Here is a 24289-nt window from a genome sequence, read left to right as displayed (position 1 = left end):
CAGGCCCTGGCAGCTACGCAGCTGCAGCCTGGAATGACGAGGGGCGTACTGCGAAGACCAAGCTGATCAAGCTCCAAGCCCATCTCGATGCTGCCCAAGGACGGTGACAGCATCGAGCATGGTCCCATGGCCGGAAGGGCCAATCGAACGTGCGAAGCTGATGCCCGGCGCCACCCTCGTGCAGTGGCGCCCTGGCAGGCTGCGTTGGCGTGCTGCCAGGAGAGGATCCCTTGTTCTCCGGGGCAGGCATGCCGAGCGCAAAACCTTTCCCACGTGCAAATCGACCGAATAGTCCCATTGGGTTTTTAACTTTTTCTCTAGAACTCCTAGTCGCCGGACTGAAATTTCAGGGTTCGAATGTTTGTGGCAATTCTGTAATAAAAAAAGAAAATTTACCCAGACTCTTCCAAGGCTAAATTGTTAGCGCTAACATTGTGAGCACCGACACAGGCATCCCGCATTCGGAATCAATCACTCGACAGTCGGCGGGGACCCACGAGAAGGACATCTCAATGAAGCGAAAGACCTTTTTACGCGCAGGAATTGCTGCGCTCTCTGTTGCAGCCATGGCGGCTTTGAGCGCCTGCTCAGGCTCGGACTCTGGCGGATCTGCGGCATCCGGCGGCGGCTCGGAAACCATCTCCATCGGATTTTCGCAAGTTGGCGCCGAATCGGGATGGCGCGCGGCGAACACCAAGGACATCCAGGACACCCTCACCGAAGCCAATGGCTTCAAGCTCAGCTTCTCCGATGCACAGCAGAAGCAGGAAAACCAGATCCAGGCGCTCCGCTCGTACATTGCCCAGGGCGTAGATGTGCTGGCTTTCTCGCCCGTAGTGGAGACCGGATGGGACGCAGTGCTTCAGGAAGCCAAAAACGCCAACATTCCGGTAGTGCTCACCGACCGCGCGGTCGACACCGCAGATGACTCGCTCTATGCCTCATTCATCGGTTCTGACTTTGTTGAAGAAGGCAAGCGCGCTGGGGACTGGGTGGCAGAGAACTTCAAGGATGAAGAGCTGAAGGTGGTGGAACTGCAGGGGACCACCGGTTCCGCTCCTGCCATTGACCGCAAGGAAGGCTTCGAAAAAGCGATCGCTGGCACTGACATCAAGATCATGGATTCCCAGACCGGCGATTTCACCCGCGCCGGCGGCAAGCAGGTCATGGAGGGGTTCTTGAACTCGCATGACGACATCGACCTGGTCTTCGCGCACAACGACGATATGGGACTGGGCGCCATCGAGGCCATCGAGGCAGCAGGCAAGAAGCCGGGCAAGGACATCAAGATCGTCACCATTGACGCGGTGAAGGATGGAATGCAGGCCCTGGCAGACGGCAAGATCAACTACATCGTTGAATGCAATCCGCTGCTCGGGCAAGACCTTTCCGAGATCGCCAAAAAGGTCGTCGCTGGCGAAGCGGTGGAGAAGCGCATCGTGGTTGAGGATGCAGCTTTCACCCAGGACGAAGCAGCCAAGGCCTTGCCAGAGCGCAAGTACTAAGCGCCAAGGGCACCATGATCCGGCGCACGGGGTTACTGTGCGCCGGATCATCAACTAGCAACAGATTACGGACCCATAGAGGCAAGTTAATGATTGCATCAGAACCTCAACAGCGGCCAAACGCAGCCGATATCCCCGAGTACCCACCAACTTCACCGGTAGTCCAGATGACCGGAATCACCGTGGAATTCCCCGGCGTCAAAGCACTGGACAGCGTTGATTTCAGGCTTTTTCCTGGCGAAGTCCACGCCCTGATGGGAGAGAACGGCGCGGGAAAATCCACGCTGATCAAGGCGCTGACCGGAGTCAACCAGATTGCTGCTGGCACCGTCATGGTCAGCGGAGCCCCAGCCCGTTTCAGCGGTCCTGCCGACGCGCGGGAACATGGGATCTCCACGGTTTACCAAGAAGTCAACCTGTGCACTAACCTGACAGTCGCTGAAAACATCATGCTTGGCAGCGAACCACGTCGTTTTGGCGGTCTGGACTGGCACAGCATGCGCCGCCAAGCCAAAGTGTTCCTCACGCGAATGGGGCTGGGCATCGACCCTGCCAGCTCCTTGGGATCCCATTCCCTGGCGGTCCAGCAGCTCGTGGCGATTAGCCGCGCCATGGTAGTCAACGCCAAGGTCCTGATCCTTGATGAGCCCACCTCATCGTTGGATACCGATGAAGTGGAACAGCTATTCGCCGTCATGCGCCAGCTGCGCCAAGATGGCGTGGCAATCCTGTTCGTCTCGCACTTCCTGGACCAGATCTACGCCATTTCGGACCGCATCACGGTTTTGCGCAACGGCGCATTGGTCCAAGAACGGCTCACCGGCGAGCTGCCGCAACGGGAGCTGGTCTCGCTGATGATCGCCGGCACCCCGGATGCGCAGGTCGGCCAAGCCAACGAGCGCAGCTCCAGCGGTTCGCGTGCCGAAAATGCCAAGCCCTTGCTGCAGGCCGTAGGCCTGGGCCGCAAGGGTGCAGTGCAACCGTTCGACCTGGAACTTTATCCTGGCGAAGTCATCGGAATGGCAGGGCTGCTGGGTTCTGGGCGAACTGAACTGGCTCGACTGCTCTATGGCGCAGATAAGGCCGACGAGGGGTCGATCAATCTGCAGGGGGCACCAGCAAAATTGCGTACCCCTCGCCAAGCGCTTGGTCACAAGATCGCCTACACTTCCGAGGACCGCAAGGGCGAAGGCGTGGTCGGCGACCTGACCGTGGCCGAGAACATCATCCTGGGACTGCAAGCCGCTCGTGGCTGGACCCGCCCGATGCCAGCGGCCAAGGCATCACAGGTCGTTGAGGCCTATATCAAGGCGCTTGGAATACGACCGGCCAACCCCCAAGCGCTGCTTAAGAACCTATCGGGTGGAAACCAGCAAAAAGTCCTGCTGGCCCGATGGCTGGCCACTGCTCCGAAACTGCTGATTTTGGATGAACCCACGCGAGGCATAGATATCGGCGCGAAAACCGAGATCATGAACCTTGTTTCAGAACTGGCCGAGCAAGGCATGGCGGTGGTCTTCATTTCCGCTGAGCTGGAAGAGGTGCTGCGCCTCTCGGATCGCATTGTCGTCATGCGCGATCATGCGAAGGTTGCCGAAATACCCAGCACCCCAGACGTGGACGTGCCACGACTCATTGAAATCATCGCTTCCGGGGAAGAAGACAAATGATCCGCATATTCAAACACCGGCTGTTCTGGCCGCTGGCCGCGCTGGCGGCACTATTGCTGGCTTGCAGCATCAGGCGCCCTGGCATTCTGGGCATCACCGTCCTGGATGGGCATTTGTTCGGCGCCCCGATCGACATCCTGCGCAATAGCGCGCCGCTGCTGCTGGTGGCCTTGGGCATGACGCTGGTCATCGCAACCCGAGGCATCGACCTGTCAGTCGGGGCCACCGTTGCCATTGCCGGGGCCGTGGCCCTGACATTCATCGCCAGTTCCGAGCATCCCGGATCGCTGGGAACAGCGCTGGGCGCCATCGTGGTGGCCCTGGGATTATGCTTCGTGCTGGGATGCTTCAACGGCATGCTGGTGGCAAATTTCGGCATCCAGCCCATCATAGCCACGCTGATCCTGATGACTGCTGGCCGCGGCATCGCCATGCTGATCACCAATGGCCAGATCACTACGGTAGCCAGCGCGCCTTTTGGCGCTTTGGCGTCCGGATTCCTGCTGGGGCTTCCGGTGGCCGCCATCATCTCCTATGGGGTCTATATCGTGGTAGCGCTCCTGGTGCGCCGCACCGCCCTGGGCATGCTGCTGGAATCCGTGGGCATCAACCCTGAAGCCAGCCGCCTTGCCGGGGTTAAATCCAAAACACTCGTATTCACCGTCTATGTCCTGTGCGCAATGCTCTCCGGCTTGGCCGGGCTGATCTTCGCTGCGAACACCATGGCCGCCGATGCAAACAACGCTGGCCTGTTCATCGAACTCGATGCGATTCTGGCTGTCGTGATTGGCGGCACGTCATTGGCCGGAGGCAAGTTCAATCTTTCGGGCACATTGATTGGCGTGCTCATCATTACCACCCTGAGCCTGACGGTGACGGTGCTGGGGGTATCGCCGCTGGTGACCTCGCTCTTCAAGGCCATTGTCGTCATCGCGGTAACACTGATGATGTCCACGCGGTTGCGCGCCATGCTGGCCGGACTGCGTGAGCGCCGCCGTTTCCAGGAGGTCAACGCATGAGCACCGCAACTGCCAGCACCACGCCCCGCCCTTCGCTGCGTCTCTCGCTAGACCGGCGCTATCTCCCGGTGCTGGGCACCGTCATTGTTTTCCTCTTGATGCTGCTGGTTGGCGGCCTGCGCTACGAGAATTTCCTCTCGCCGGCGGTGATTTCCAACCTCTTCATCAATAATGCGCACCTCATTGTGCTTGCCACGGGCATGACCTTCGTGATCCTCACCGGAGGCATCGACCTCTCGGTCGGCGCGGTCCTGGCCTTGTCCTCGGTGATCACCGCAACCCTGCTGCAGGCCGGAGTCCCTTTGGCCCTGGTGTTGCCGACAGCCTTGCTGGCTGGCTCGCTCATTGGCCTGGGCATGGGAGTGATGATCCAGTACTTCGACGTGCAACCGTTCGTGGCCACCCTGGCTGGGATGTTCCTGGCCCGCGGCCTGTGCTTCATCTTCGCGCCAGAATCGGTGCCTATCCGGCACGAGGGCTTTACCGCCTTGACCAACTGGAGCCTGGCGGCCGGACGATGGCGGTTGACCGCGGCCGTGCTCATCGCGCTGCTCGTCGTTGCCGGGGCCTGGTGGACGCTGCACCGCACGCGCTTTGGCCGCACCGTGTATGCGGTCGGCGGTGGCGAGCATTCTGCCACCCTGATGGGGCTGCGAGTAGCCCGCACCAAGGTGATGGTTTACGTCATCTCCGGTACTTGCGCCTCGCTGGCAGGCATCCTGTTCGCGATGTTTTCCCGCTCAGGATATGCGCTCACCGGCGTGGGCATGGAACTTGACGCGATTGCGGCAGTGGTCATCGGCGGCACGCTGCTCGTCGGCGGGATGGGTTTTGTCGCCGGCTCAGTCGTAGGCGTCATGGTGCTTGGGCTGATCCAAACGATCATCACGTTCGAAGGAACGCTCAGTTCCTGGTGGACCAAGATCGTTATCGGTGTCTTGCTGCTGATCTTCGTGATCCTGCAGCGAATACTTTCCCTGCGGAGGACCTAGTGCCGTAGCGAAAAAGTCCAGGGTTCGGCACGACCGTGCCGAACCCTGGACCATATCCAGCCGCCGATCGGCGGCGAATATCCCTTCGCGAGAACGGTGTCTTTTGCCGGAACCCGTCCTCGTCATCACGACGTTAGCACGTCGAACTACCTCATGGAGGTTCAAGTAAGTGATGCATCCTCGTAAACGATGGGCCGTGCCACTGGCGCTGCTCGTTTCACTATCAATCCCCGCCTCGGCTCTAGCCGCGGTTCCACAACTGGCTAGGCCGAGCTTGCCTTTTGCCACCTCAGATGCAGATGAATCAGCTGCTGACTACGAGGCCTACGTCTTCCCGTATTTCACTGGTGAAAGCACCGACGACGGAGAGAAAATCCACCTGGCTGTCTCGCAGGGCAATGATCCCAACAGCTGGTACACCCTCAATGACGGCGAACCCGTCTTGGAATCGACACTGGGAACCAAGGGCCTGCGCGACCCCTTCCTGATCCGTTCCCAGGACGGATCCAAGTACTATCTGCTGGCCACGGACTTGAAGATGTACGGCGGCGGCAGCTTCGGCGACGCGCAGGAAACCGGAAGCCATTCGCTGATGATCTGGGAGTCCTCGGATCTGATCAACTGGTCGGAGCAGCGAGAAGTGGAGCTGGCTCCGGAAAACTCCGGCAATTTGTGGGCTCCAGAGGCGCATTGGGACGAGGCTACCGGCCAGTACATCGTCTACTGGGCCTCGGCGCTCTATCCCGATGATGTTCCCGCTGACCAGCGCGATATCACGGATTCCTATCAGCGCATGATGTACTCGACCACGACCGATTTCGTCGACTTCTCCGAACCCAAGGTGTGGATCGACGAACGCCAAGGCCCGGGACTCGGGATGATCGACTCCACCGTCGCCGAGGTGGGCGATACCTACTACCGCCTGACCAAAGACGAGGGCGACATGAGCGTGCGCATGGAATCCTCCCCGGAGCTGCTGCGCACCCAGGGGGTGAGCGAAGGCGATGGATGGGAGATGATTGCGGAGCAAATCGGTGTCGGCCAGCCGAACCCGTGGGGCGGAACATTCACCTCGGGCGAGGGGCCGACCATGTTCCCCTCGCTGACCGATGACAGCTGGTACCTGATGATCGATCAGCCCTCCTATCACGGTGGCAACGGCTACATGGTATTTGAAACCGAGGATCTGGCCGGAGGGGACTGGACCAGTGTTCCCGACGCGAAATTGCCCACCAGCCCGCGCCACGGAACGGTCCTGCCAATCACCGCCGAGGAGCAGCAGGCACTGATCGCCGCCTACCCGCCCGGCGAGGAGCCCGAACCGCCAGGACCCGTCGTCCCGGGCCCTGACCCGCAGCTTCCGGAAGGCACTTTCCGCGAGGAATTCGACGGGGCCGAGCTCGATGACAGGTTCTCCATCATCAACGAGCAAGCAGGCGCATGGCAGCTGAAGGACTCCGCGCTGACCCTGACCTCCCAGCGAGGGGACACCTGGCAGGACTCGAACGACGCCAAGAACCTGTTCATGGTCGATGTCCCCGCGGGCGACTTCTCGGTGGCAACCCACCTCACCGCTCCGGTATCCAAGGACTTCCAAGGCGCGGGGCTCCTGGCTTGGAAAGACTTCGACAACTACGTGCGTGCAGGCCTGGCGCATGTCTCCAGCGCTCCGGGCGGTCCGGTCGTAATTGAAAGCGCCGCCGAATCGGCGGGAAGCTATGCTTCGCAGTTCACCGCGCGTCCCGGATCAACCACCGAGTGGCTGCGCCTGGACCGCAAGGGCAAGGAAATCACCGTTTCCTACGGCGATGCAGAAGGCAATTGGGCGAAAGCCGCAAGCTTCAGCGTGGATTGGAATGCCACAAAAGTCGGCCTGTATGCGCTCGCCGCCCAAGACGGCACCGGCCATTCGGCCACCTTCGACAGCTTCTGGCTCAACGAAGCAGGTCCAGCGGATCTGGTCCCGGAAGGCCCGTTCACCTTGGAGCCCGCCAAGGAGGTGGGTTTTCTGGCGGCCGATAAGAAGCAACGGCTGGAGCTGAGCACGACCAGGCCCAGCACGGCACTGCGATTCACTGCTGCCGAGGCTGCAGATCCCGGCCCCGATGGCCAGCATCCACTGGTCTTGTCGGCCCAGGCCGGCAACGTGGACGTGAAAAAGGGAAAACTGCAACTGACCAAGGATGCTGGCACTGCATGGCGGCTGGTTGATGCAGGTGGCGGAAAAAGCCTCCTGCGCCTGGCAGGGGCGTCCGATGACGCCGCAGCGTGGGTGGTGCGCCATAAGAATGGTTCTCTGCGCTTGGGGTCAAAAGCCGATGCCGTGAGCTTTGCCCTCGGCTCTGGCGAGCTGGGGCAGCAGAAACTGTCCATCGATGGCGACGCCACCGCGCATGAGATCAGCGACACGATGTACGGCGCCTTCTACGAAGATATCAATTACGCTGCTGACGGCGGGCTCTACGCAGAAATGGTGCGCAACCGCTCCTTCGAGTTCAGCGCCGCCGACAACAAGGACTTCACTGCGTTGACCGGATGGGAAACGGTAGGCAATGCCGGCATCCACGTTCGTTCCGAGCGCGATCAGTGGCTCAACGACTCCAATCGCGCCTATCTTGAGCTGGAGGCCCAAGCACCGGGCGATGGAATACGAAATCTCTCCTACAACGAGGGCCTTGCCCTGGACAAGGGAGCAAAGTACGACTTCAGCGTCTTCGCGCGCTCGCCAGAAGCCAAGGAAATCGATGTCAAGCTCACAGATGCCACTGGTTCGAAGGTTTATGGCGTCGCCACCATCGCTGTGGACGGCAGCGACCAATGGAAGAAGTACACCGCCACGATCAAGGCCAAGGACACTGTAGCTGCTGGCCGGCTGGCACTGTCGGCTGCTGCGGCTGGATCGGTGAAGCTGGATATGATTTCGCTGTTCCCGCAGGAGACCTGGGTGGGCCCGGTGAATGGAAAATCCGTGCTGCGCCAGGATCTGGCAGAAAAAGTGGCCGACTTGAATCCAAGCTTCCTGCGTTTCCCGGGAGGCTGCGTGACCAACGTCGGAACCTTCGACACGTACTTGGAATCAGATGGCCAGGACCGCCAGCGAACATTCCAATGGAAGGAAACCATTGGCGCAGTGGAAGAACGCCCGACCAACTGGAACTTCTGGGGCTACAACCAGTCCTATGGCATTGGCTACCTGGAATATCTGAAATGGGCCGAGGACCTGGGGGCCACCCCGCTGCCGGTAGTCTCCGTCGGAGCCAACGGTTGCGGTTCTAAAATTCCCGAAATGACTGATCAGGAGCGCATCGACCGCTGGGTGCAGGACACCTTGGACCTGATCGAATTCGCCAACGGAGGCACCGACACCACATGGGGAGCCAAGCGCGCGGAACTGGGCCATAGCGAGCCATTCAACTTGGAATACATCGGTTTGGGCAACGAGGAGGTCACCAAGACCTTTGAAGCGAATTTCCCGAAATTCCGCGACGCCATTGCCGCTGAATATCCCGGCATCACGATCATTTCCAATAGCGGGCCGGATGACACCGGAACCCGATTTGACGAACTGTGGAAGTTCAACAAGGACCAAGGCGTGGATATGGTCGATGAGCACTATTACAACGACCCGTCGTGGTTCCTGGGCAACGACGAGCGCTACGACTCCTACGACCGCAGTGGCCCGGAAGTGTTCCTTGGCGAGTATGCCTCGCGAGGCAACACCTTCGCCAACGCCCTCTCGGAAGCTGCCTACATGACCGGCCTTGAACGCAACTCGGACGTGGTCAAGCTTGCCTCCTACGCACCGATGTTCGCCAACGAGGACTATGTGCAATGGGCCCCGGACATGATGTGGTTCGACAACGACCAGTCGTGGGGCTCAGCGAACTACTACAACCAGAAGCTGTGGATGAACAACGTGGGCGATCAGGTGGTGCCTTCCGAACTCAGCGGCAACAATTCCACCGCAGCTGATCTGGCGGGAGGCGTTTTCCTGAGCAGCTGGCAGACGAAAACCGCATACGACAATGTGAAAGTCACCGATAACAGCTCCGGCCAGGAGCTGTTCAGCGACGACTTCTCCGACGATTCCAACTGGGAGGCCCAACGAGGCAACTGGGAGATCCAGGACGGCCGCTATGTGCAGTCGGATACCGGGATCGAAGACGCCCGTACCCTGGTCAGTGGAGCCTATGACAAGGACTGGAAGAACTACACGGTTGAACTGACCGCCCGCAAGGACGCTGGCAAGGAAGGCTTCCTGATCGGCTTTGCCGCCGGGGCGGCGGACAAGTTCTACTGGTGGAACCTCGGAGGCTGGGGCAACACCCGATCGGTGCTTGAACGGGCCGATTCGGCACGCCAAGGCGAGGTGGCGGCAGGTCCCAATCTCAGTTTGGAAACCGGCAAGGACTACCAGGTGAAGATCGTGGTCGATGGGAATACCATCAAGCTCTATCTGGATGGCGAGTTCCAATTCCAGTACACCGAGCCTGCCGCCAAGCCGCTCTACCAGGTGGTGACGCGGGACAGCGCCACCGGCGAGCTGATCGTCAAGCTGGTGAACCCGACCGCCATGGCATCGCAGACGAAGATCTCGGTGGATGGCGTCAAGATCGGTTCCACGGCCAGGGCCACTGAACTGGTAGCTGCCCCTGAAGCGCAGAACACCAAGGAGGATCCGACCAATGTGGTGCCCAGAAAGTTCAAAGTCAAGGCCGGCAGCACGGGCCTTGACTACGAGGTTCCGGCCCACTCGGTCACTTTCCTGAGGCTGGAGGTGAAGTAACAGTCCAGCAAAGTCCGTGCACCTGCCCCGTACCAGCGATAGATTGCTGGTACGGGGCAGGTGCCTTTTCACCCTGTGCCGATCAAACTGCAGTTCTGGGCAGGGAGGCAATTATGGCTCGCGAAGCGAAAGTCCTGGTGGGCATCGAGGATTCAACCGCCACCGTCCTGCTGGATAATCCCGGACAATATAACGCGCTGACCAAGGACATGTGCCTGCAGCTGGTCGGGGCCTTCGCCACCCTGGCGGCCGATCCCGCGGTGCGCGCCATCGTCTTGCGCGGAGCGGATTCCAGCTTCTGCTCGGGCATCGCCATCGACCAGATGGACCGGGTGCTCTTCGACTGCGACGAACAGGGGGCGCTGATCAACCACTTCGATCTGGTGGACCGCAGCATCCTGGCCTGCGGCAAAACCACCATCGCGGTGGTGGAGGGCAATTGCTATGGCGGAGGGTGGCAACTGGCCTCGGCCTGCGACATCCAGCTGGCCAGCGACCAGGTGCGCCTGGCGATCACCCCGGCCAAGATCGGGCTGCTCTTCCCGCGCCCTGGCATTGAGCGGCTGGTGCGCACAGTGGGGGAGCACCGCGCCAAATACCTGCTGTTTTCCGGTGCCCGGCTGCCGTCCGATCAGATCGGCAGCTGGAACCTGTTCACCCGCATGGTGCCGCAGGCCGAACTCGAAACCCAGCTGGCGCAGCTGCTGGCCCAGCTGCACGCCAACTCGCCCTACTCGATCGAGCGCACCAAGGAAGCCATCGCGCTGGCGGCCGCTGGCGAGGGAAGCGATAGCTGGTGGGACTCCGTGTGGGAGGAGAATGCGCAGAACCAGGACCTGGCCGAGGGGCGCGCGGCCTTTGCCGCGCACCGCGCCCCCGACTTCCGGCCGGCTACCCGTTCTTGAACTGCGCGATCAGTTCGCGCTTGAGGATCTTGCCCGACGGCCCGAGCGGGAACTGGTCGACGATCTGGATATGCCGCGGGTACTTGTAGGCGGCCATCTGCTCCTGGGCCCATGCGCCCAGCTGCTCGGGACTCAGCGAGGAACCGGCCTTGAGCGTCACCGAGGCGACAATCTCCTGCCCGTGCTTCTCATGCGGCACCCCGTAGACCGCCGCATTGGAAACCTCCGGGTGGCTGGTGAGCACCTCTTCGATTTCGCGCGGGTACACGTTATAGCCATTGCGCAGGATCATGTCCTTGGTGCGATCAAGGATGCGCAGGTAGTCATCCTCGTCCTTGGTGCCCAGATCCCCGGTGCGGAACCAGCCATCCACCACGGCCTGCGCCGTGGCATCGGGGCGGTTGAGGTAGCCGGAGAAGAGGTTGTGCCCGCGCACCACCAATTCGCCCAGTTCCCCGCGCGGCAGCAGGCGGATTTCATCGGGATAGGCCGGATCGGCGACCTCCACGTCCACGCCCCACACCGGGGTGCCGACGGTGCCCGGGCGGGGTTCGCGCCCCACATGGTTGAAGCAGGCCACCGGCGAGGTTTCCGTCAGCCCGTAGCCCTCGTAGATCCGCGAGCCGAAGCGCTGCTCGAAGGCGTCGAGCACCGATAGCGGCAGCGAGGCGCCGCCGGAGATCGCATAGCGCAGCTTCTCCGGCTTGCCTTCGCGTTGGACACCGGCCTCCAGCAGCGCCACGTACATGGTCGGGACCCCGAAGAACACGTCGATGTCCGCATCCAGCACCAGGTCCAAGGCCGCTTCTGCGGTGAACTTGGGCAGCAGCATCACCTCGGCGCCAATGCGCAGGCCGGTGTTCAGCACGCAGGTCTGGCCGAAGGTGTGGAACAGCGGCAGCCCGCCAAAGAGCTTGTCGCCCTGGCGGATGTCCATGGTGTTCAGCAGCGTGGAGTGGGTTTGCTCGATCAGCGCCAGGTGCGTTCCCAGGGCGCCCTTGGGCTTGCCGGTGGTGCCCGAGGTATAGAGGATCGTGGCAATGTCCTCGGCTCGGCGCGGCAGGTAGGTGGTGATCGGGGTGGCTTGGGCGGCAAAGTCCTCGAGCCGGTTGCCGGCGCTGGCATCCGGGTCCATGACGGTCAGCAGCCGGACCCCGGAGTGCTGCGCGCCCTTGGCGCCTTCGCCCAGCAGCCCGGCGGCGCAGACCAGCAGCTTCGCTGCCGCGTCTTCGAGCACATAGGAGATTTCGCGGGCCTTGAGCAGCGCGTGGATCGGCACCACGGTGGCGCCCAGGGACAGGATGGCGTAGTAGGTCCGGGCGAAATCGGTGACGTTCGGGATGAGCACCGCGACCCGGTCGCCCTCGGATATGCCCTGCTCTTCCAGCGCCCCGGCGTAGGCCCTGGCCTGATCCCAGAGGTCGCGGTAGGTGGTGCTCTGCCCATTCATGGTGATGGCGTTCAAGCCGGGATATCGAGTGGCGCCCTCGGCGAGGATTGCCGCCACCGAGAGGGTGAGATTGGAAGTGCTCATTGACGTCTCCTCGACACCATAGGGATAGGAGTGTGCCCTGCATCACAAACAAGCGTAATGGAACCGCGATTCAAATCAAGATATCCGGTTTCGTAATAATCCCTATTTGTGCCCGGAATCCGTTGCTGATCTGCGGGGAACCGGAATAGACTCAGCCCATCGAGCTGGATTGAGCGCGGAATGGGGTAGCGATGCCGGGAGCCAGGGAACCGCGGGCCGAACCTTGCTGGGCGGATTTGCTCACCAGCGATCTGGGCAGTGCCGTCGAATTCTATTCACGCCTCTTCGGCTGGCGCTTTGACGATGGCCCTGAGGCCCGCGCTGAAGGCTACCTGCCGGCCTACCTCGATGACCAGCTGGTTTCCGGGCTGGTGCACAACGACCGGGACTCGGGTGCGCCCGATGTTTGGACTACCTATCTGAATGTGGCCGACGTCCACGCTGCCGCCTTCGCTGCGCGGCTGCATGGCGGCAAGATCCACCTCAAGCCGGTGGAGATCCCCGAGCAGGGGACGCTGGCGATGATCAGCGACCCCGAGGGTATTGGCGTTGGCCTGTTCCAGGCTTTTGACGCCGGCGACCTGCACTCCGCGAGGCGCCACGGCACCCGCATCTGGAGCGAGCTGCACACCAAGCATTTCGACGCGGTGGCGCGCTTCTATCGCGAGGCCCTGGGCTGGGAGCTGAGCACGGTTTCCGATTCACCCGAGTTCCGCTATTGCACCTTGGGGCAGGGCTCGGAGGCGCTGGCCGGAATCTATGACATTGCGGGCCAGGGCCCGGAAGCGCACGCCGGATGGCGGACCTATTTTGCGGTCGACGACGCGGATGCAAGCGTTGCGCTCGCCGAGTTGCTGGGAGGCGCGGTCATCCGGGAGCCGCAGGATTCCTTCTTCGGGCGCATGGCCGTGCTGCATGATGCCACCGGCGCCGAGTTCTCGATCATCCAGCCGACGCGGCACCGGGCCTGAGCGCCCCGCAGTCGCGGGCTTCTGCCGCGTTCGCCATATATGAAACCGTTTGCAAATACAAGTGTTGAACTGCGCTGGGGGGCTGCACCATAATTGGCTCGGAAAGCGATTTCCAATGGCGGGCATCGCTCTGATCTGACATGAAAGGGATCATCGTGTCATCAATTTCAAGGAAGCTCTCGGTACTCTCGGGCACGGTCGCCGCGCTGGCCCTGGCGGCAACGGGCGCGCAGGGCGCCGTCGCGCAGCCTGCGGAGCAAGCGGAAGCTAACGTTTTCATGACCACGGACCAAGCCCCAGGCTGGGCCTCGCAGAACGGCGGCACCAACGGCGGCGCCGGAGCCGATGCGCAGTCCACCTACACCGTGGCCAACCGCCAGGAGCTGATGGCGGCCCTGGAGAACCACGGGGAGCGCGACAAGCCGAAGATCATCTACGTTTCCGGGACCATCCAGGGCAACCAGGCCGCCGACGGCACCTTGCTCGGGGAGCAGGACTACGCGCCGGGCTACGACGTGGCCAAGTACCTGAGCTGCTTCGGCGAGGACGGGACCTGGAGCGACCAGAGCCACGAGTACTGCGGCCAGCAGCGCCGCGCCAGGGTCACCGGCAGCAATGCGCTCAAGCGCCAGTCGGAGATCTCCATTCCGAGCAACACGACCCTGGTGGGCCTGGGCGAGGATGCCGGCTTTGTCCAGTCCAACATCATGCTGCACCTGGCCCACAACGTCGTGCTGCGCAACCTGTCGCTGGAAGCCCCGGTCGACTACTTCTCCTCCTGGGATCCATGGGACGGCGAGGACGGCGCCTGGAACGCCCGCTTCGATGCGATCTCCTCGGTCACCTCCACCAATATCTGGGTGGACCACGTGACCCTGGGCGATGGCAGGTACCTTGACCGCGACGCTCCCACCGGCCCCAACGGCGCCCCGATGAACCGCCACGACGGCCTGTTCGACATGAAGGACGGCACCGACTTCGTCACGCTGAGCAACTCCCACCTGCTCAACCACGACAAGACCATGCTGATCGGCTCCGGGGATGACAACGCGGACACCGACGCCGGCCGGCTGCGGGTGAGCATCATCGGCAACTACTTCGAAGGCATCCAGGAACGCGCCCCGCGCGTGCGCTACGGCCAGGTGCATGTGGCCAACAACTACTTCCAGGGCCGGGTGAACGACCCGGACTCCCCGGTCACCAGCACCGCGGCCGGCGGCTACCACTACTTCCTGGGCCTGGGCTACCAGTCGCAGGTCTTCTCCGAGCGCAACGCCTTCGACTACACCGGCCCGGGGGCCGACGCCTCGGTAGCGGTCTACGTCTGGAACGCCAACAACTTCCACGACGAGGGATCCTGGTTCAACCAGCAGCCGGCCGACCTGGATGCGATCGCCGCCGGGCAGTACGAGCAGCGCGCAGCCCAGGCCAGCGGCGACCCGCTGCCTGACTGGGCGACAAAGGGCTTCAGCAACCAGCTTGACTGGACCCCGCCCTACGGCTTCACCGCGATGGATACCGCCAGCGGCGTGAAGCACCATGCCAAGACCGCCACCGGTGCCGGGGTGCTGGAGGTCGCCGCGCCATAGCCGGCGCAGCAAAAAGGGGCCCGCTTTAGCGCGGGCCCCCTTTGCTGTGCGGGTTAGTTCTTGGCGAAGTTCGGGACAACCTCGTCGATGAACAGCTGCAGCGAGCGCTTCTTCTCCTCGTGGCTCATGGAGTTGTCGTTCCAGAAGCTGTACTCGGTGACACCCAGGCCGGCGTAGTGGTGCAGGCGCTCAATGATCTCGGCCGGGGTGCCGATCATCGCGGTCTGGTGCAGCGATTCCGCGGCGAATTCCGGCCGGCCCTCGAACTTCTGTTCCGGGCTTGGCTCGAAGAAGCCGTCCACGGCCGGCGCCTTGTTGCCGAAGACCGCGTCGAAGGTGCGGTAGAACTTGGAGATGGCTTCGGCGGCCGGGCGCCAGGCCTCGGGCTGATCGGCACTGTGCACGTAGGTGTGGCGCAGCACCATGATGTCCGGGCGGTCGGTGCGTTCTGGATGGTTGGCGATGGCGGTCTCGTACTTGCGCATCAGGTCCTCGACCTCCTCATCGCCCTTCATCAGCGGGGTGACCATGACATGGCAGCCGTTGGCGACCGCGTAGTCGTGGGATTCCGGGCTGCGCGCGGCCACCCAGACCGGAAGCTTCTTCTGCACCGGCTTGGGCACGGAGGTGGAGGTCGGGAACTTCCAGACCTCGCCGTCGTGCGCGTAATCGCCTTCCCACAGCTTTTGCATGGCCGGGATCAGCTCCTGCATGGCCTTGCCGCCGTCGGTGGCCGGCATGCCGCCGGCCACGCGGTCGAATTCGAACTGGTAGGCGCCGCGGGCCACGCCCACCTCGGCGCGGCCGCCGGAAATCACATCCAGCAGGGCCAGCTCGCCGGCCGCGCGGATCGGGTTCCAGAACGGGGCGATGATGGTGCCCGAGCCCAGCCGAATGGTGGAAGTCTTGGCCGCCAGATAGGCCAGCTGCGCGATCGGGCTCGGCGAGGCGGTGTATTCCATGCTGTGGTGCTCGCCGATCCAGACGGTGCTGAAGCCGCCGGCTTCAGCCATCTGGGCCAGTTCGACCAGGTTCTGGAAATGCTCCTCGTGGCTCAGCGAATTATCGTAGCGTTCCATGTGGAGGAAGAGGGAAAAGCGCATGTCATGCTTCCTTCGTGGGTTAGGCGTTGCGGTTTAGCGGCGTTCGGCGATGGTCTGGTTGCCGCGGGACCAGTGCTCGTGCTCGACTTCGCGCACGATCACGGTGATGTTCTCGTCGGCGGCGTCGACGGTGTCCACCGCGGCCTGGTGCACCGCGGCGATGAAGCTGCGCAGCTGCTGTTCGCTGCGGCCCTTGGCGATGGAAATATCGATCAGTGGCATGGGTGGCTCCTTAGGCGCGCATGACGAAGGGGTCGGCGACCGGGGATTCGTCGGTGTTGATCCAGACCGACTTCAGCCGGGTGTACTCGTTCATCGATTCCAGGCCGTGCTCGATGCCCACCCCGGAGCTCTTGAAGCCCTGGCGCGGGGACATCGGGGACATCGCCCGGTAGGTGTTCACCCAGATGGTGCCCGCCTCCAGCCGGCGGGCCATGCGGTGGGCGCGGGCCAGGTTCTGGGTCCAGACGCCGGCGGCCAGCCCGTACTCGGTGTCGTTGGCCGCGGCCAGCAGCTCGTCTTCATGCTCGAAGGGCATGATCGCGGCCACCGGGCCGAAGATCTCCTCGCGCACCACGCGCATGTCGTTGGTGACGTCGGTGAGCACGGTGGGGGAGAAGAAGTAGCCGGGCAGTTCCAAGCCGCCGGGCCGCGAGCCGCCAGCCAGCACGGTGGCGCCTTCCCCGGCGCCGATCTGGACATAGGAGGAGACCTTGGCCAGCTGATCGGCGAAGGCCAGCGGGCCCAGCTCGGTGGCCTCGGCCAGCGGGTCGCCGATGATGATGGACTTGGCGCGGTTGACGACCTTTTCCAGCAGTTCGTCGTAGACCGACTTGTGGGCGAAGACGCGGGAGCCGGCGATGCAGGTCTGGCCCGCGGCGGCATAGATTCCGGCCACCACGCCCATGGCGGCGTTGTCCACGTTGGCGTCGTCGAACACGATGTTCGGCGACTTCCCGCCCAGCTCCAGGGTGCAGCCGATGAAGCGGCTGGCGGCCTGCGCGGCGATGGAGGAGCCGGTGGCGGTGGACCCGGTGAAGGAGATCTTGGCCAGCAGCGGGTGGGCGACCAGCGCGGCGCCGGCCTCGGCGCCGAAGCCGGTGACCACGTTGATGACCCCGGCCGGGAAGCCTGCCTGGTCGGCCAGTTCGGCCAGCAGCAGCACGGTGCGCGAGGTGTACTCGCTGGGCTTGATGACCACGGTGTTGCCGGCGGCCAGGGCCGGGGCGATCTTGGAGATGGTCAGGGTCAGCGGCGAGTTCCACGGGGTGATGGCCCCGACCACGCCCAGTGCTTCGCGCTGGGTGTAGTTCAAGATGGCCGGGTTCATGCTCGGGATCTGCGAGCCCTGCACCTTGTCGGCCAGGCCGGCATAGTAGTAGAGGTATTCGGGCAGGGTGGCCAGCTGGCCGCGCATCTCGCGCAGCAGCTTGCCGTTGTCCAGCGACTCGAAGCGGGCCAGCTGCTCGGCATTCTGCCCGACCAGATCGCCCAGCCGTCGCAGCAGGTGGCCGCGTGCGGTCGCGCTCAGCGAGCTCCAGGCGCGGGAGGTGAAGGCGCGGTGCGCGGCCTTGACGGCCCGATCCACGTCTTCGGCCGTGCCGCGGGCGGCCTCGTAGAGTTCTTCAAGGGTGGCCGGATTGGTGCTGGTGAAGAAACGATCTTCGCTGGGAGCAACGTGCTCGCCGTTGATGAAATGCAGGTAGCGCTCGCTCATGCCTGATTCCCTTCATTGTCGCTGAAAAATTTGTTCAATTCGCCGGCCAGTGCCATCGGATTCTCCACCGGGAGCATGTGCCTGGCCCCGGGGATGATGCGCAGCCGGCAGTCGGGGATGGACTCGGCGAGCCGGCGGGACATCTGCGGGGTGGATCCGGGATCCAGTTCCCCGGTGATGGCCAGGGCCGGCTGGATAATGCCGGACAACTCGCCTGCGATCTCGCGGTCGCCGCGGGCGAAGACCGCATAGGCATGCACATAGGATTCGACGTCATTGCCGGCCAGGGTCTGCCGCGTGGCCTCGATGATCCGCTGGTCCACCGCGGTTTCCCCTGCCGGGAACCAGCGCTGGATGGCGCGGTCGATGCCCTGGGCGAAGTCCGTGCCGGCGGTGGCCAGTCGCTGTTCCACGGCGGCAGCCTCGTCTGCGGTGCGCCGGCAGACCGAATTGACCGCGGTCAGGGTGCGCACCCGCTGCGGAGCGAAGCGTGCCAGATGCTGGGCGATCAGCGCGCCGAGCGAGAAGCCGACCAGGTGCACCGGGGCCCGGGTGTCCAGGCGCGCCAGCACATCGGCCGCCAGGCTCGCCAGGTCCTGCTCGGTGCGCAGGGGCGGCTGCCCGCCGTGCCCCGGAAGATCCAGGGCCACGGTCTCGTGCGACAGGTGCTCGCGCAGGGGCTGCCACATGGTGTGGTCCAAGCCCACTCCGTGCAGCAGGACTACCTGCGGGCGCTCGGTGCTTGTCATGGGTGCTTCGCTCCGTTTCGAATGCTGCTGGGGGCTACTGTTCGGTGGACAGCGGGGCCAGTCGTTGTTGCGGACGGCCACGGGTGGCGGCAGCCAGTGCGATCAGGATCTCGCCTGGATGCGGGGCATCGGAGACCTTCACTTCCACGCTCTGGTGGTGCGAGCGGATGGTCGCATCGGTGAAATGCTTGAGCGGGATGTCGAACTGCACCCCGGCTGGCCCGCGCTTCTCCACTGCCGGAAGCAGGGTGGTGGCGTTGGCCGCGTCGCGGAAGTGGTTGCCGAACTTCAGGGTGTGGATTAGCGCCGAACCGTGCTCGATTTCGCCCTCCAGGCCCACAATGGCGGCCTTGCCGTAGGCTTCGAGCGGTGCGCCCAGGGCTTCGATTACCCGTGGGGCCAGCAGCGCGCCGAGTTCTGAAGCGACCGCATCGATGCCTTCGTTCAGGTCCTCGACGAAGCCCTGTCCGGCCCAGGGGTTGTCGAACACGGCGGCGACAATGGCCACCTTGGCCACGGGATCAACCGGGCGTCCGCCTTCGGTGGCGATTTCCTCGACGATGGTCACTAGCTTGCGGTAGTTCATAGTTGGATTCCCTTCAGGATTTCGGAAGTTACCGGGCGATCGGTGGTTCGATCTCCGATGCGGGCATGGGGCCGCGGTCCGCTGGAGGCTGCGGCAATCACCGCGATTTCCCCGGCGTGCGGGGCATCGGGCAGGAACAGGTCCATGGTCTGGTAGTGGGTGCGGGTGGCCGCAGCGTTCTTGTGCCACATCGGCACGCGCAGTGTTTCCCCGGGGACGCCGCGTCCGTCGGCGAAGCAGATGATGGAGGTTCCGCCCAGGGCTTCGCGCAGCAGGTTGCCGAAGTAGGGGGTGTGGATCAGCGCTCCGGCATGCTCCAGTTCGCCGTCGCTGCCGACCAGGGCGGCCTTGCCAAAGGCCTCGACTTTCTCCACCCCGCCCAGGGCCTCCAGCAGGCGGTCGGAAATCAGCTTGGCCAGCAGCGGTGCAATGGCTTCGGTGCGCTCGGACAGATCATGATCCGGACCGGTGCCCAGCCATGGGTTCGCAATGACCGCCATGGCGGTGGCCCGGGTGATGGTCCCCAAATTTTCGTGCGGCACTTCTTCAACGGTGCTCGATAATTTGCGCAGTCCGGTCGCTGCGGCAATATCCGAGTAGCCAGCGAGTGTCGAACGGGTGCTCAGGTCGCTGGAAACGATCAAGGGAGGGTTCATCTGGATCTTCTTTCGTCTGGAGATCGGCGTCGGCCGCTAGCCCTTGGGGGCCTTGTCCTCTTTGAAGGCGGCGATGGTTGCTAATTGGCTTGAGGCGGCCACATGGCGGCGCATGACGAGTTCAGCGGCCAACGGGTCTTTTGAGCAGATGGCATCAATGATTGCCTGATGCTCGCTGGCAGAATTCTGCAGACGCCCCGGCTGGCTCAGGGTCTGCGAGACAATGCGCTGATAGGCCAGCTGATTCATCAGCAGGTCGTAGTGCTCGGAAAGCTTCCTGTTGTCGGCTCCAGCCACCAGGGTGCTGTGGAAATCGTGCACGAGGCGCGAGTACGCCTCGGTGTCTCCCCGCTTGACCGCGAGCTGGCTTTGCTCGACGTTGTCTTTGAGATGCTCGAGTTCAGGCACCGGGCCGCGCCGGGCCATCAGCCCGGCGGCGAGTCCTTCAAAAGACTCCTTCAAGGCAAACATTTCGTTGATTTCCCGTTGAGTGGGTTTTCTGACGAATGTTCCGACCCTGGAGCGCACTTCCACGAGTCCTTCGCGTTCCAGCTGTTTCAGGGCCTCGCGAATCGGAGTTCGACTGACCGAGAACTCCTGGGCCAGGGCCGTCTCTGCCAGCAGGTCGCCAGGCAATACTGCGCCGGTGACGATCATTTGGCGCAACCTGCTTAGCAGCGGCAGGTCAACTGCATTGTCTTGGCTGGTTTCAATCACTGAACTCTCTTGCATACAAGAACCATATCCACAGTTGATCATGTATGCAAGAGATTCCTGACAATTCACGAATTTTTAAAGATTTCTGGAAATCTGTTGACTATGTCACATGCTTTGCTAGCATTTCTTGCATGCAACAAACACAACTTTCACTCCAGCAAGTCAAGAATGCTCTCGTCGCCTCATGGGAAGCAGCATGGGACCACGGCAACGTGGATTCGCTCGATGAGATCCTCCACGCCGATTACCAGCGAGTCAGCAACAAATCCAAGAAAGTCTCGACTGCCCAGTCCCTGAAAGAAGACATTTTGGCAGTGCGCGAGGCATTCCCCGACCTGGTTACGACGATCGACCACTTGCTTGTCGACGACGCGGAACAGTCCATCGCCGTATTCTGGCGGACGAAAGGAACCTTCACCAGGGCCTTGCAGGGTGTGCCGGCCACCGGCCACAGCGTGGAAACGCGGGGTTCGAATCTCTTGAAATTCCAGGACGGGAAGGTCATCTCCGAGCAAGTCACGTGGGACCAGAGCGAATTGCTGGAAGACGTGGGAGTCCCATCGCTCAAATCGGCGTTTGAAACGCCGGACGACGGAATCGTCGTTGACGATCTGAGCGGGGTTCCGAACTTGGAGGAGCTCAAGGGGTTCAACCGGCAGTTCATCACCGGCGTCACCGTGGTGACCACAAAAGACGAAAACGGCGCACCGCGAGGGCTGGCCGCGAATTCCTACGTCTCGGTCTCCCTGGAGCCGCCACTGGTATTGGTATGCGTCCAGAAGACGACGAGCACCTACGCTTCGCTGTTCAAGTCAACGCACTTGGGTATCAACATCATGAGCAACGAACAGCGTGAAACCGTGGGCACCTTCGCCTCCAAGGCGGACGACAAATTCGCGAACCTGGCCTGGCACGAAGGACCGAACGGCACTCCGATGCTCGACGGTTCCGCTGCGTCGATCGAGGCCGAAATCAAGGAGCGCTTCCAGGCCAAGACCCACACCGTATTCATTGCGAAGGTCAAGCACTCGGAAGTCGCGGACATCGAACCGATGATCTACAAGGCCGGCCGATTCTTCGACGGCGCAGAATTGCAAGCACTCTAAGCCAGCCGCAAGCAGGTTCCACTATTGCTAAGGAATTCAAGGAAATGAATATCGACACGAACCGCAATCAGGGGCCGGTGGGCGGGCCAACCCTCACCGGTGGCGAATTGCACCATGCTTCGAGTTCGGCCGACTCCAAGAAGGTCTATCAGAAACTCCATGGCCCGGGCAGCGTATTGGCTATTTCGCTGCTGCTAGTTGTTGCGTTCGTGTTGTGGGCAGCGATTGCCCCGGAACAGCTCAACGGCCTGATGTCCGACGCTTCCTCGTGGTTTGCGCAATACATCGGCTGGAGCTACCTGGTGGTCACGCTCGGATGCATCTTCTTGATGCTGTTCCTGGGCTTCTCGCGCTACGGTGGAATCAGGCTGGGCAAAGACCATGATCGTCCCGAATTCTCCACCTGGGCGTGGATCGCCATGATCCTCGGAGCGGTCATGGGCATTGGATTGATCAGCTATGGCGCGGCAGAACCCATGAGCCACTTCATGGATCCGCCGCACAACCGGGCCGAGCCAGGGACCATGGATGCGGCGGTTCTTGCGTTGCAATTCTCCTACTTCGACTGGGGACCGAACGCGTGGGCGCTCTTCGGGGTCTTCGGCCTGGCCATTGCCTACTCGACCCACCGCCGCGGAAATTCGGGGCTGGTCTCGGTGATGCTGCGCCCGATCCTGGGCAAGTCAATGGATGGCGCGCTGGGCAAGACCATCGACGTTTTCACTGTTCTGGCAACGCTCTTTGGCACGACGACGTCCCTCGGGCTGGGTGCATCGCAAATCGCCGAGGGATTCAACCGGTTGTTCGGCATTCCCACGGACATCTTCGTCAAGATCGTCATCATCGCTGGCGTGACGATCATCTTCACCCTCTCCGCCCTGTCCGGGGTGGGCAAGGGCATCAAGTGGCTGAGCCAGGGCACCATGATTGGTGCCGCCCTGATCGGGATCTTCGTCTTCATCTCCGGTCCATCCGGATTCATCAGCAATATCTATTTCCGGTCCATGGGCCAGTTCCTGGCGGAATTCCCTGCGGTGGCGCTGCTGACGCCGTCAAACGCCGAGGACCTGCAGTGGATGCAGTGGTGGACCTACTTCATGATGGCCTGGTGGCTGAGCTGGGGAGCCTTCGTCGGCATTTTCCTGGCGCGTATTTCCAAGGGCCGCACCATCCGCGAGTTCGTGATTGCCGTGATGGGTGTTCCATCGCTGGTCTTCAGCATCTGGTTCAGCATCTTCGGCGGAACCTCGATGCACCAGGAAATGCACGGTTCCTCCGGCATTGGCCAGGCCACCCTCGCCGATACCAATAGCACCTTCTTCGCGATGCTGGCCGAGCTGCCCTTGCCGGCAGTGACCTCTGCATTCACGGTGATCCTCGTGGTGCTCTTCTTCATCACCGGTGCAGATTCCAATACCTACGTGCTGGGGACCTTGACATCAGGCGGAAATATGTACCCGAAGCGCCCGATCCTGACCATCTGGGGGCTGCTGACCGGAGTCTGCGCAATCGTGCTCCTCCTGGTCGGTGGCCTGGAAGCGCTGCAGCAAGCGGCCATCTTGTCGGCCGTTCCGTTTACGGTCATTGTGACGCTGCTGGGCATGTCGCTGGTCAAGGAGCTCAGGAACGACACCCGGCTGCCGCTGGCGGCCTACAAGGAAAAAACGGCAACGGGAGTTCGCAGCGGCCAGTGAACAGTTGCCGGGCTGATTTGCGGCCTCCAGGGACATCGGGCACTGCGTTTTCGCCTGTGGTGTGCGAGTATTGGCCAGAGCAACAAGAAGCACCGCAAGGAGCAGCCAAGATGGGCCGTAAGATCGTTCGCCGCCGGGTTATTCGCGCCACGCGAGAGGGCGGCTGGCGCCCGCGCGAGGAGAAACTGGCCGGCGAGGAACCGCTGGAAATCCGTTTCGGGCATACCTCGTACACCACCTCGATGCGCACCCCGGGCGACGATTTCGACATGGTCGCCGGGTTCCTTGTGGGCGAGGGCGTGATCCGGGCCTCCGAGCAGCTGCTTTCCCTGCGCTACTGCGCGGGCACCGATGAGGAAGGCAACCAGACCTTCAATGTCATCGAGGTGCAGCTGGGTCCCGGGGCCACGCCCCCGGATGCGGCGAAGGCGCGCAATGTGGTGACCAGTTCGGCCTGCGGGATCTGCGGCACCAACTCGATTGACGAGGTGCGCAAGAAGGCCGGGTTCGAGCTGGATGCCTCGGCCGGGTCGATCGAACTGGAGACCTTGCTGGATTTGCCCGACACCCTGCGCGAGTCGCAGAAGCTGTTCTCTTCCACCGGGGGAGTGCACGCGGCGGGGCTGTTTTCCACCGCCGGCGAATTGCTGATCCTGCGCGAGGACGTGGGGCGGCATAATGCGGTGGACAAGGTGATTGGGGCGGCGTTGCGCTCCGGAATGCTGCCGCTGAAGGATACGGTGCTGCAGGTTTCCGGACGCGCCTCCTTCGAACTGGTGCAGAAGGCGGCGATGGCCGGAATTCCGCTGCTCACCGCGGTCAGCGCGCCTTCCTCCCTGGCCGTGGATCTGGCGGATGAGACGGGCCTGACGCTGGCGGCTTTTTCGCGCAAGCACAGCGTGAACATTTATACACATGCGCATCGGATCAATAAGGCGTAGCCTTGTAATATGTGAGCTGGATATCAGTACCGGTCGCGCCACCACCAGG

The 24289-nt window shown here is 62.5% G+C and carries 19 protein-coding genes; 11 read left to right on the top strand and 8 right to left on the bottom strand.

All coding sequences use genetic code 11. The annotated features are described in order from the left end of the window. The first annotated feature begins 512 nt into the window (after positions 1–512). The 6 genes from AOZ07_RS15175 (at position 513) to AOZ07_RS15150 (ending at position 10877) form a co-directional block, all read left to right on the top strand. Positions 513–1505: an ABC transporter substrate-binding protein gene (locus tag AOZ07_RS15175; RefSeq protein ID WP_060702748.1), complete on the top strand. Its 993-nt coding sequence runs from the start codon at positions 513–515 to the stop codon at positions 1503–1505. Positions 1506–1594: 89 nt separating this feature from the next. Next, the gene (locus tag AOZ07_RS15170; protein ID WP_060702747.1) at positions 1595–3175 is read left to right on the top strand and encodes a sugar ABC transporter ATP-binding protein; all 1581 of its coding nucleotides are present in this window, start codon (positions 1595–1597) and stop codon (positions 3173–3175) included. Further along, entirely contained in the window at positions 3172–4194 is a 1023-nt protein-coding gene (locus AOZ07_RS15165; RefSeq protein WP_060702746.1) for an ABC transporter permease, read from the top strand. Before AOZ07_RS15170 ends, AOZ07_RS15165 begins: the two co-directional genes overlap by 4 nt. Further along, positions 4191–5186, top strand: coding sequence for a galactofuranose ABC transporter, permease protein YjfF (gene yjfF / locus AOZ07_RS15160; RefSeq protein WP_060702745.1), 996 nt, complete (start codon positions 4191–4193; stop codon positions 5184–5186). Before AOZ07_RS15165 ends, yjfF begins: the two co-directional genes overlap by 4 nt. Before the next feature lie 172 nt (positions 5187–5358). Beyond that, the gene (locus AOZ07_RS18475; protein ID WP_084793292.1) at positions 5359–9972 is read left to right on the top strand and encodes an alpha-L-arabinofuranosidase C-terminal domain-containing protein; all 4614 of its coding nucleotides are present in this window, start codon (positions 5359–5361) and stop codon (positions 9970–9972) included. A 113-nt stretch (positions 9973–10085) separates the two neighbouring features. Next, positions 10086–10877, top strand: coding sequence for an enoyl-CoA hydratase/isomerase family protein (locus AOZ07_RS15150; protein WP_060702743.1), 792 nt, complete (start codon positions 10086–10088; stop codon positions 10875–10877). On the opposite strand, the gene AOZ07_RS15145 is transcribed toward AOZ07_RS15150, so the two are convergent. After that, positions 10864–12411: a long-chain-fatty-acid--CoA ligase gene (locus tag AOZ07_RS15145; protein WP_060702742.1), complete on the bottom strand. Its 1548-nt coding sequence runs from the start codon at positions 12409–12411 to the stop codon at positions 10864–10866. The two genes, AOZ07_RS15150 and AOZ07_RS15145, sit on opposite strands and share 14 nt — an antisense overlap. A 191-nt stretch (positions 12412–12602) precedes the next feature. On the opposite strand from AOZ07_RS15145, the gene AOZ07_RS15140 reads away from it, so the two are divergent. Both AOZ07_RS15140 and AOZ07_RS15135 read left to right on the top strand, forming a co-directional pair. Beyond that, complete coding sequence (locus AOZ07_RS15140) at positions 12603–13382, top strand: VOC family protein (protein WP_060702741.1); 780 nt, start codon at positions 12603–12605, stop codon at positions 13380–13382. Between the two features lie 155 nt (positions 13383–13537). Next, positions 13538–14971 (top strand): pectate lyase family protein, encoded by a 1434-nt coding sequence (locus AOZ07_RS15135; protein WP_236995201.1) that lies wholly within the window; start codon positions 13538–13540, stop codon positions 14969–14971. A 53-nt stretch (positions 14972–15024) separates the two neighbouring features. Here AOZ07_RS15135 and AOZ07_RS15130 read toward each other — a convergent pair whose 3' ends face one another. Genes AOZ07_RS15130 through AOZ07_RS15100 form a run of 7 tightly spaced genes read right to left on the bottom strand, consistent with a single transcriptional unit; the run spans position 15025 to position 20514 of the window. Further along, entirely contained in the window at positions 15025–16074 is a 1050-nt protein-coding gene (locus tag AOZ07_RS15130) for an LLM class flavin-dependent oxidoreductase (protein ID WP_060702739.1), read from the bottom strand. A 33-nt stretch (positions 16075–16107) separates the two neighbouring features. Then, the gene (locus AOZ07_RS15125; RefSeq protein ID WP_060702738.1) at positions 16108–16296 is read right to left on the bottom strand and encodes a tautomerase family protein; all 189 of its coding nucleotides are present in this window, start codon (positions 16294–16296) and stop codon (positions 16108–16110) included. 10 nt (positions 16297–16306) lie between these two features. Then, positions 16307–17791: an aldehyde dehydrogenase gene (locus tag AOZ07_RS15120; protein ID WP_060702737.1), complete on the bottom strand. Its 1485-nt coding sequence runs from the start codon at positions 17789–17791 to the stop codon at positions 16307–16309. Then, positions 17788–18540, bottom strand: coding sequence for an alpha/beta fold hydrolase (locus tag AOZ07_RS15115; RefSeq protein WP_060702736.1), 753 nt, complete (start codon positions 18538–18540; stop codon positions 17788–17790). Before AOZ07_RS15115 ends, AOZ07_RS15120 begins: the two co-directional genes overlap by 4 nt. A gap of 34 nt (positions 18541–18574) precedes the next feature. Then, a complete protein-coding gene (locus AOZ07_RS15110) occupies positions 18575–19126 on the bottom strand; it encodes an amino acid synthesis family protein (protein WP_060702735.1) in 552 nt (183 codons plus the stop codon). Next, on the bottom strand, positions 19123–19782 hold the full coding sequence (locus AOZ07_RS15105; protein WP_084793291.1) for an amino acid synthesis family protein: 660 nt from the start codon (positions 19780–19782) through the stop codon (positions 19123–19125). The genes AOZ07_RS15110 and AOZ07_RS15105 overlap by 4 nt, the downstream gene beginning before the upstream one ends. A gap of 36 nt (positions 19783–19818) precedes the next feature. Beyond that, positions 19819–20514: a GntR family transcriptional regulator gene (locus AOZ07_RS15100; RefSeq protein WP_060702734.1), complete on the bottom strand. Its 696-nt coding sequence runs from the start codon at positions 20512–20514 to the stop codon at positions 19819–19821. A gap of 116 nt (positions 20515–20630) precedes the next feature. On the opposite strand from AOZ07_RS15100, the gene AOZ07_RS15095 reads away from it, so the two are divergent. From AOZ07_RS15095 to fdhD, 3 genes are all read left to right on the top strand, one after another. Next, a complete protein-coding gene (locus AOZ07_RS15095) occupies positions 20631–21605 on the top strand; it encodes a flavin reductase (protein ID WP_060702733.1) in 975 nt (324 codons plus the stop codon). Positions 21606–21649: 44 nt separating this feature from the next. Further along, positions 21650–23299 (top strand): BCCT family transporter, encoded by a 1650-nt coding sequence (locus AOZ07_RS15090; RefSeq protein WP_060702732.1) that lies wholly within the window; start codon positions 21650–21652, stop codon positions 23297–23299. 110 nt (positions 23300–23409) lie between these two features. Further along, a complete protein-coding gene (gene fdhD / locus AOZ07_RS15085) occupies positions 23410–24240 on the top strand; it encodes a formate dehydrogenase accessory sulfurtransferase FdhD (protein WP_060702731.1) in 831 nt (276 codons plus the stop codon). Positions 24241–24289 lie beyond the last annotated feature (49 nt).

It is taken from the genome of Glutamicibacter halophytocola, from assembly GCF_001302565.1.
In the GTDB taxonomy this organism is placed as follows: domain Bacteria; phylum Actinomycetota; class Actinomycetes; order Actinomycetales; family Micrococcaceae; genus Glutamicibacter; species Glutamicibacter halophytocola.
This window is presented reverse-complemented; position numbering and strand designations above follow the sequence as displayed.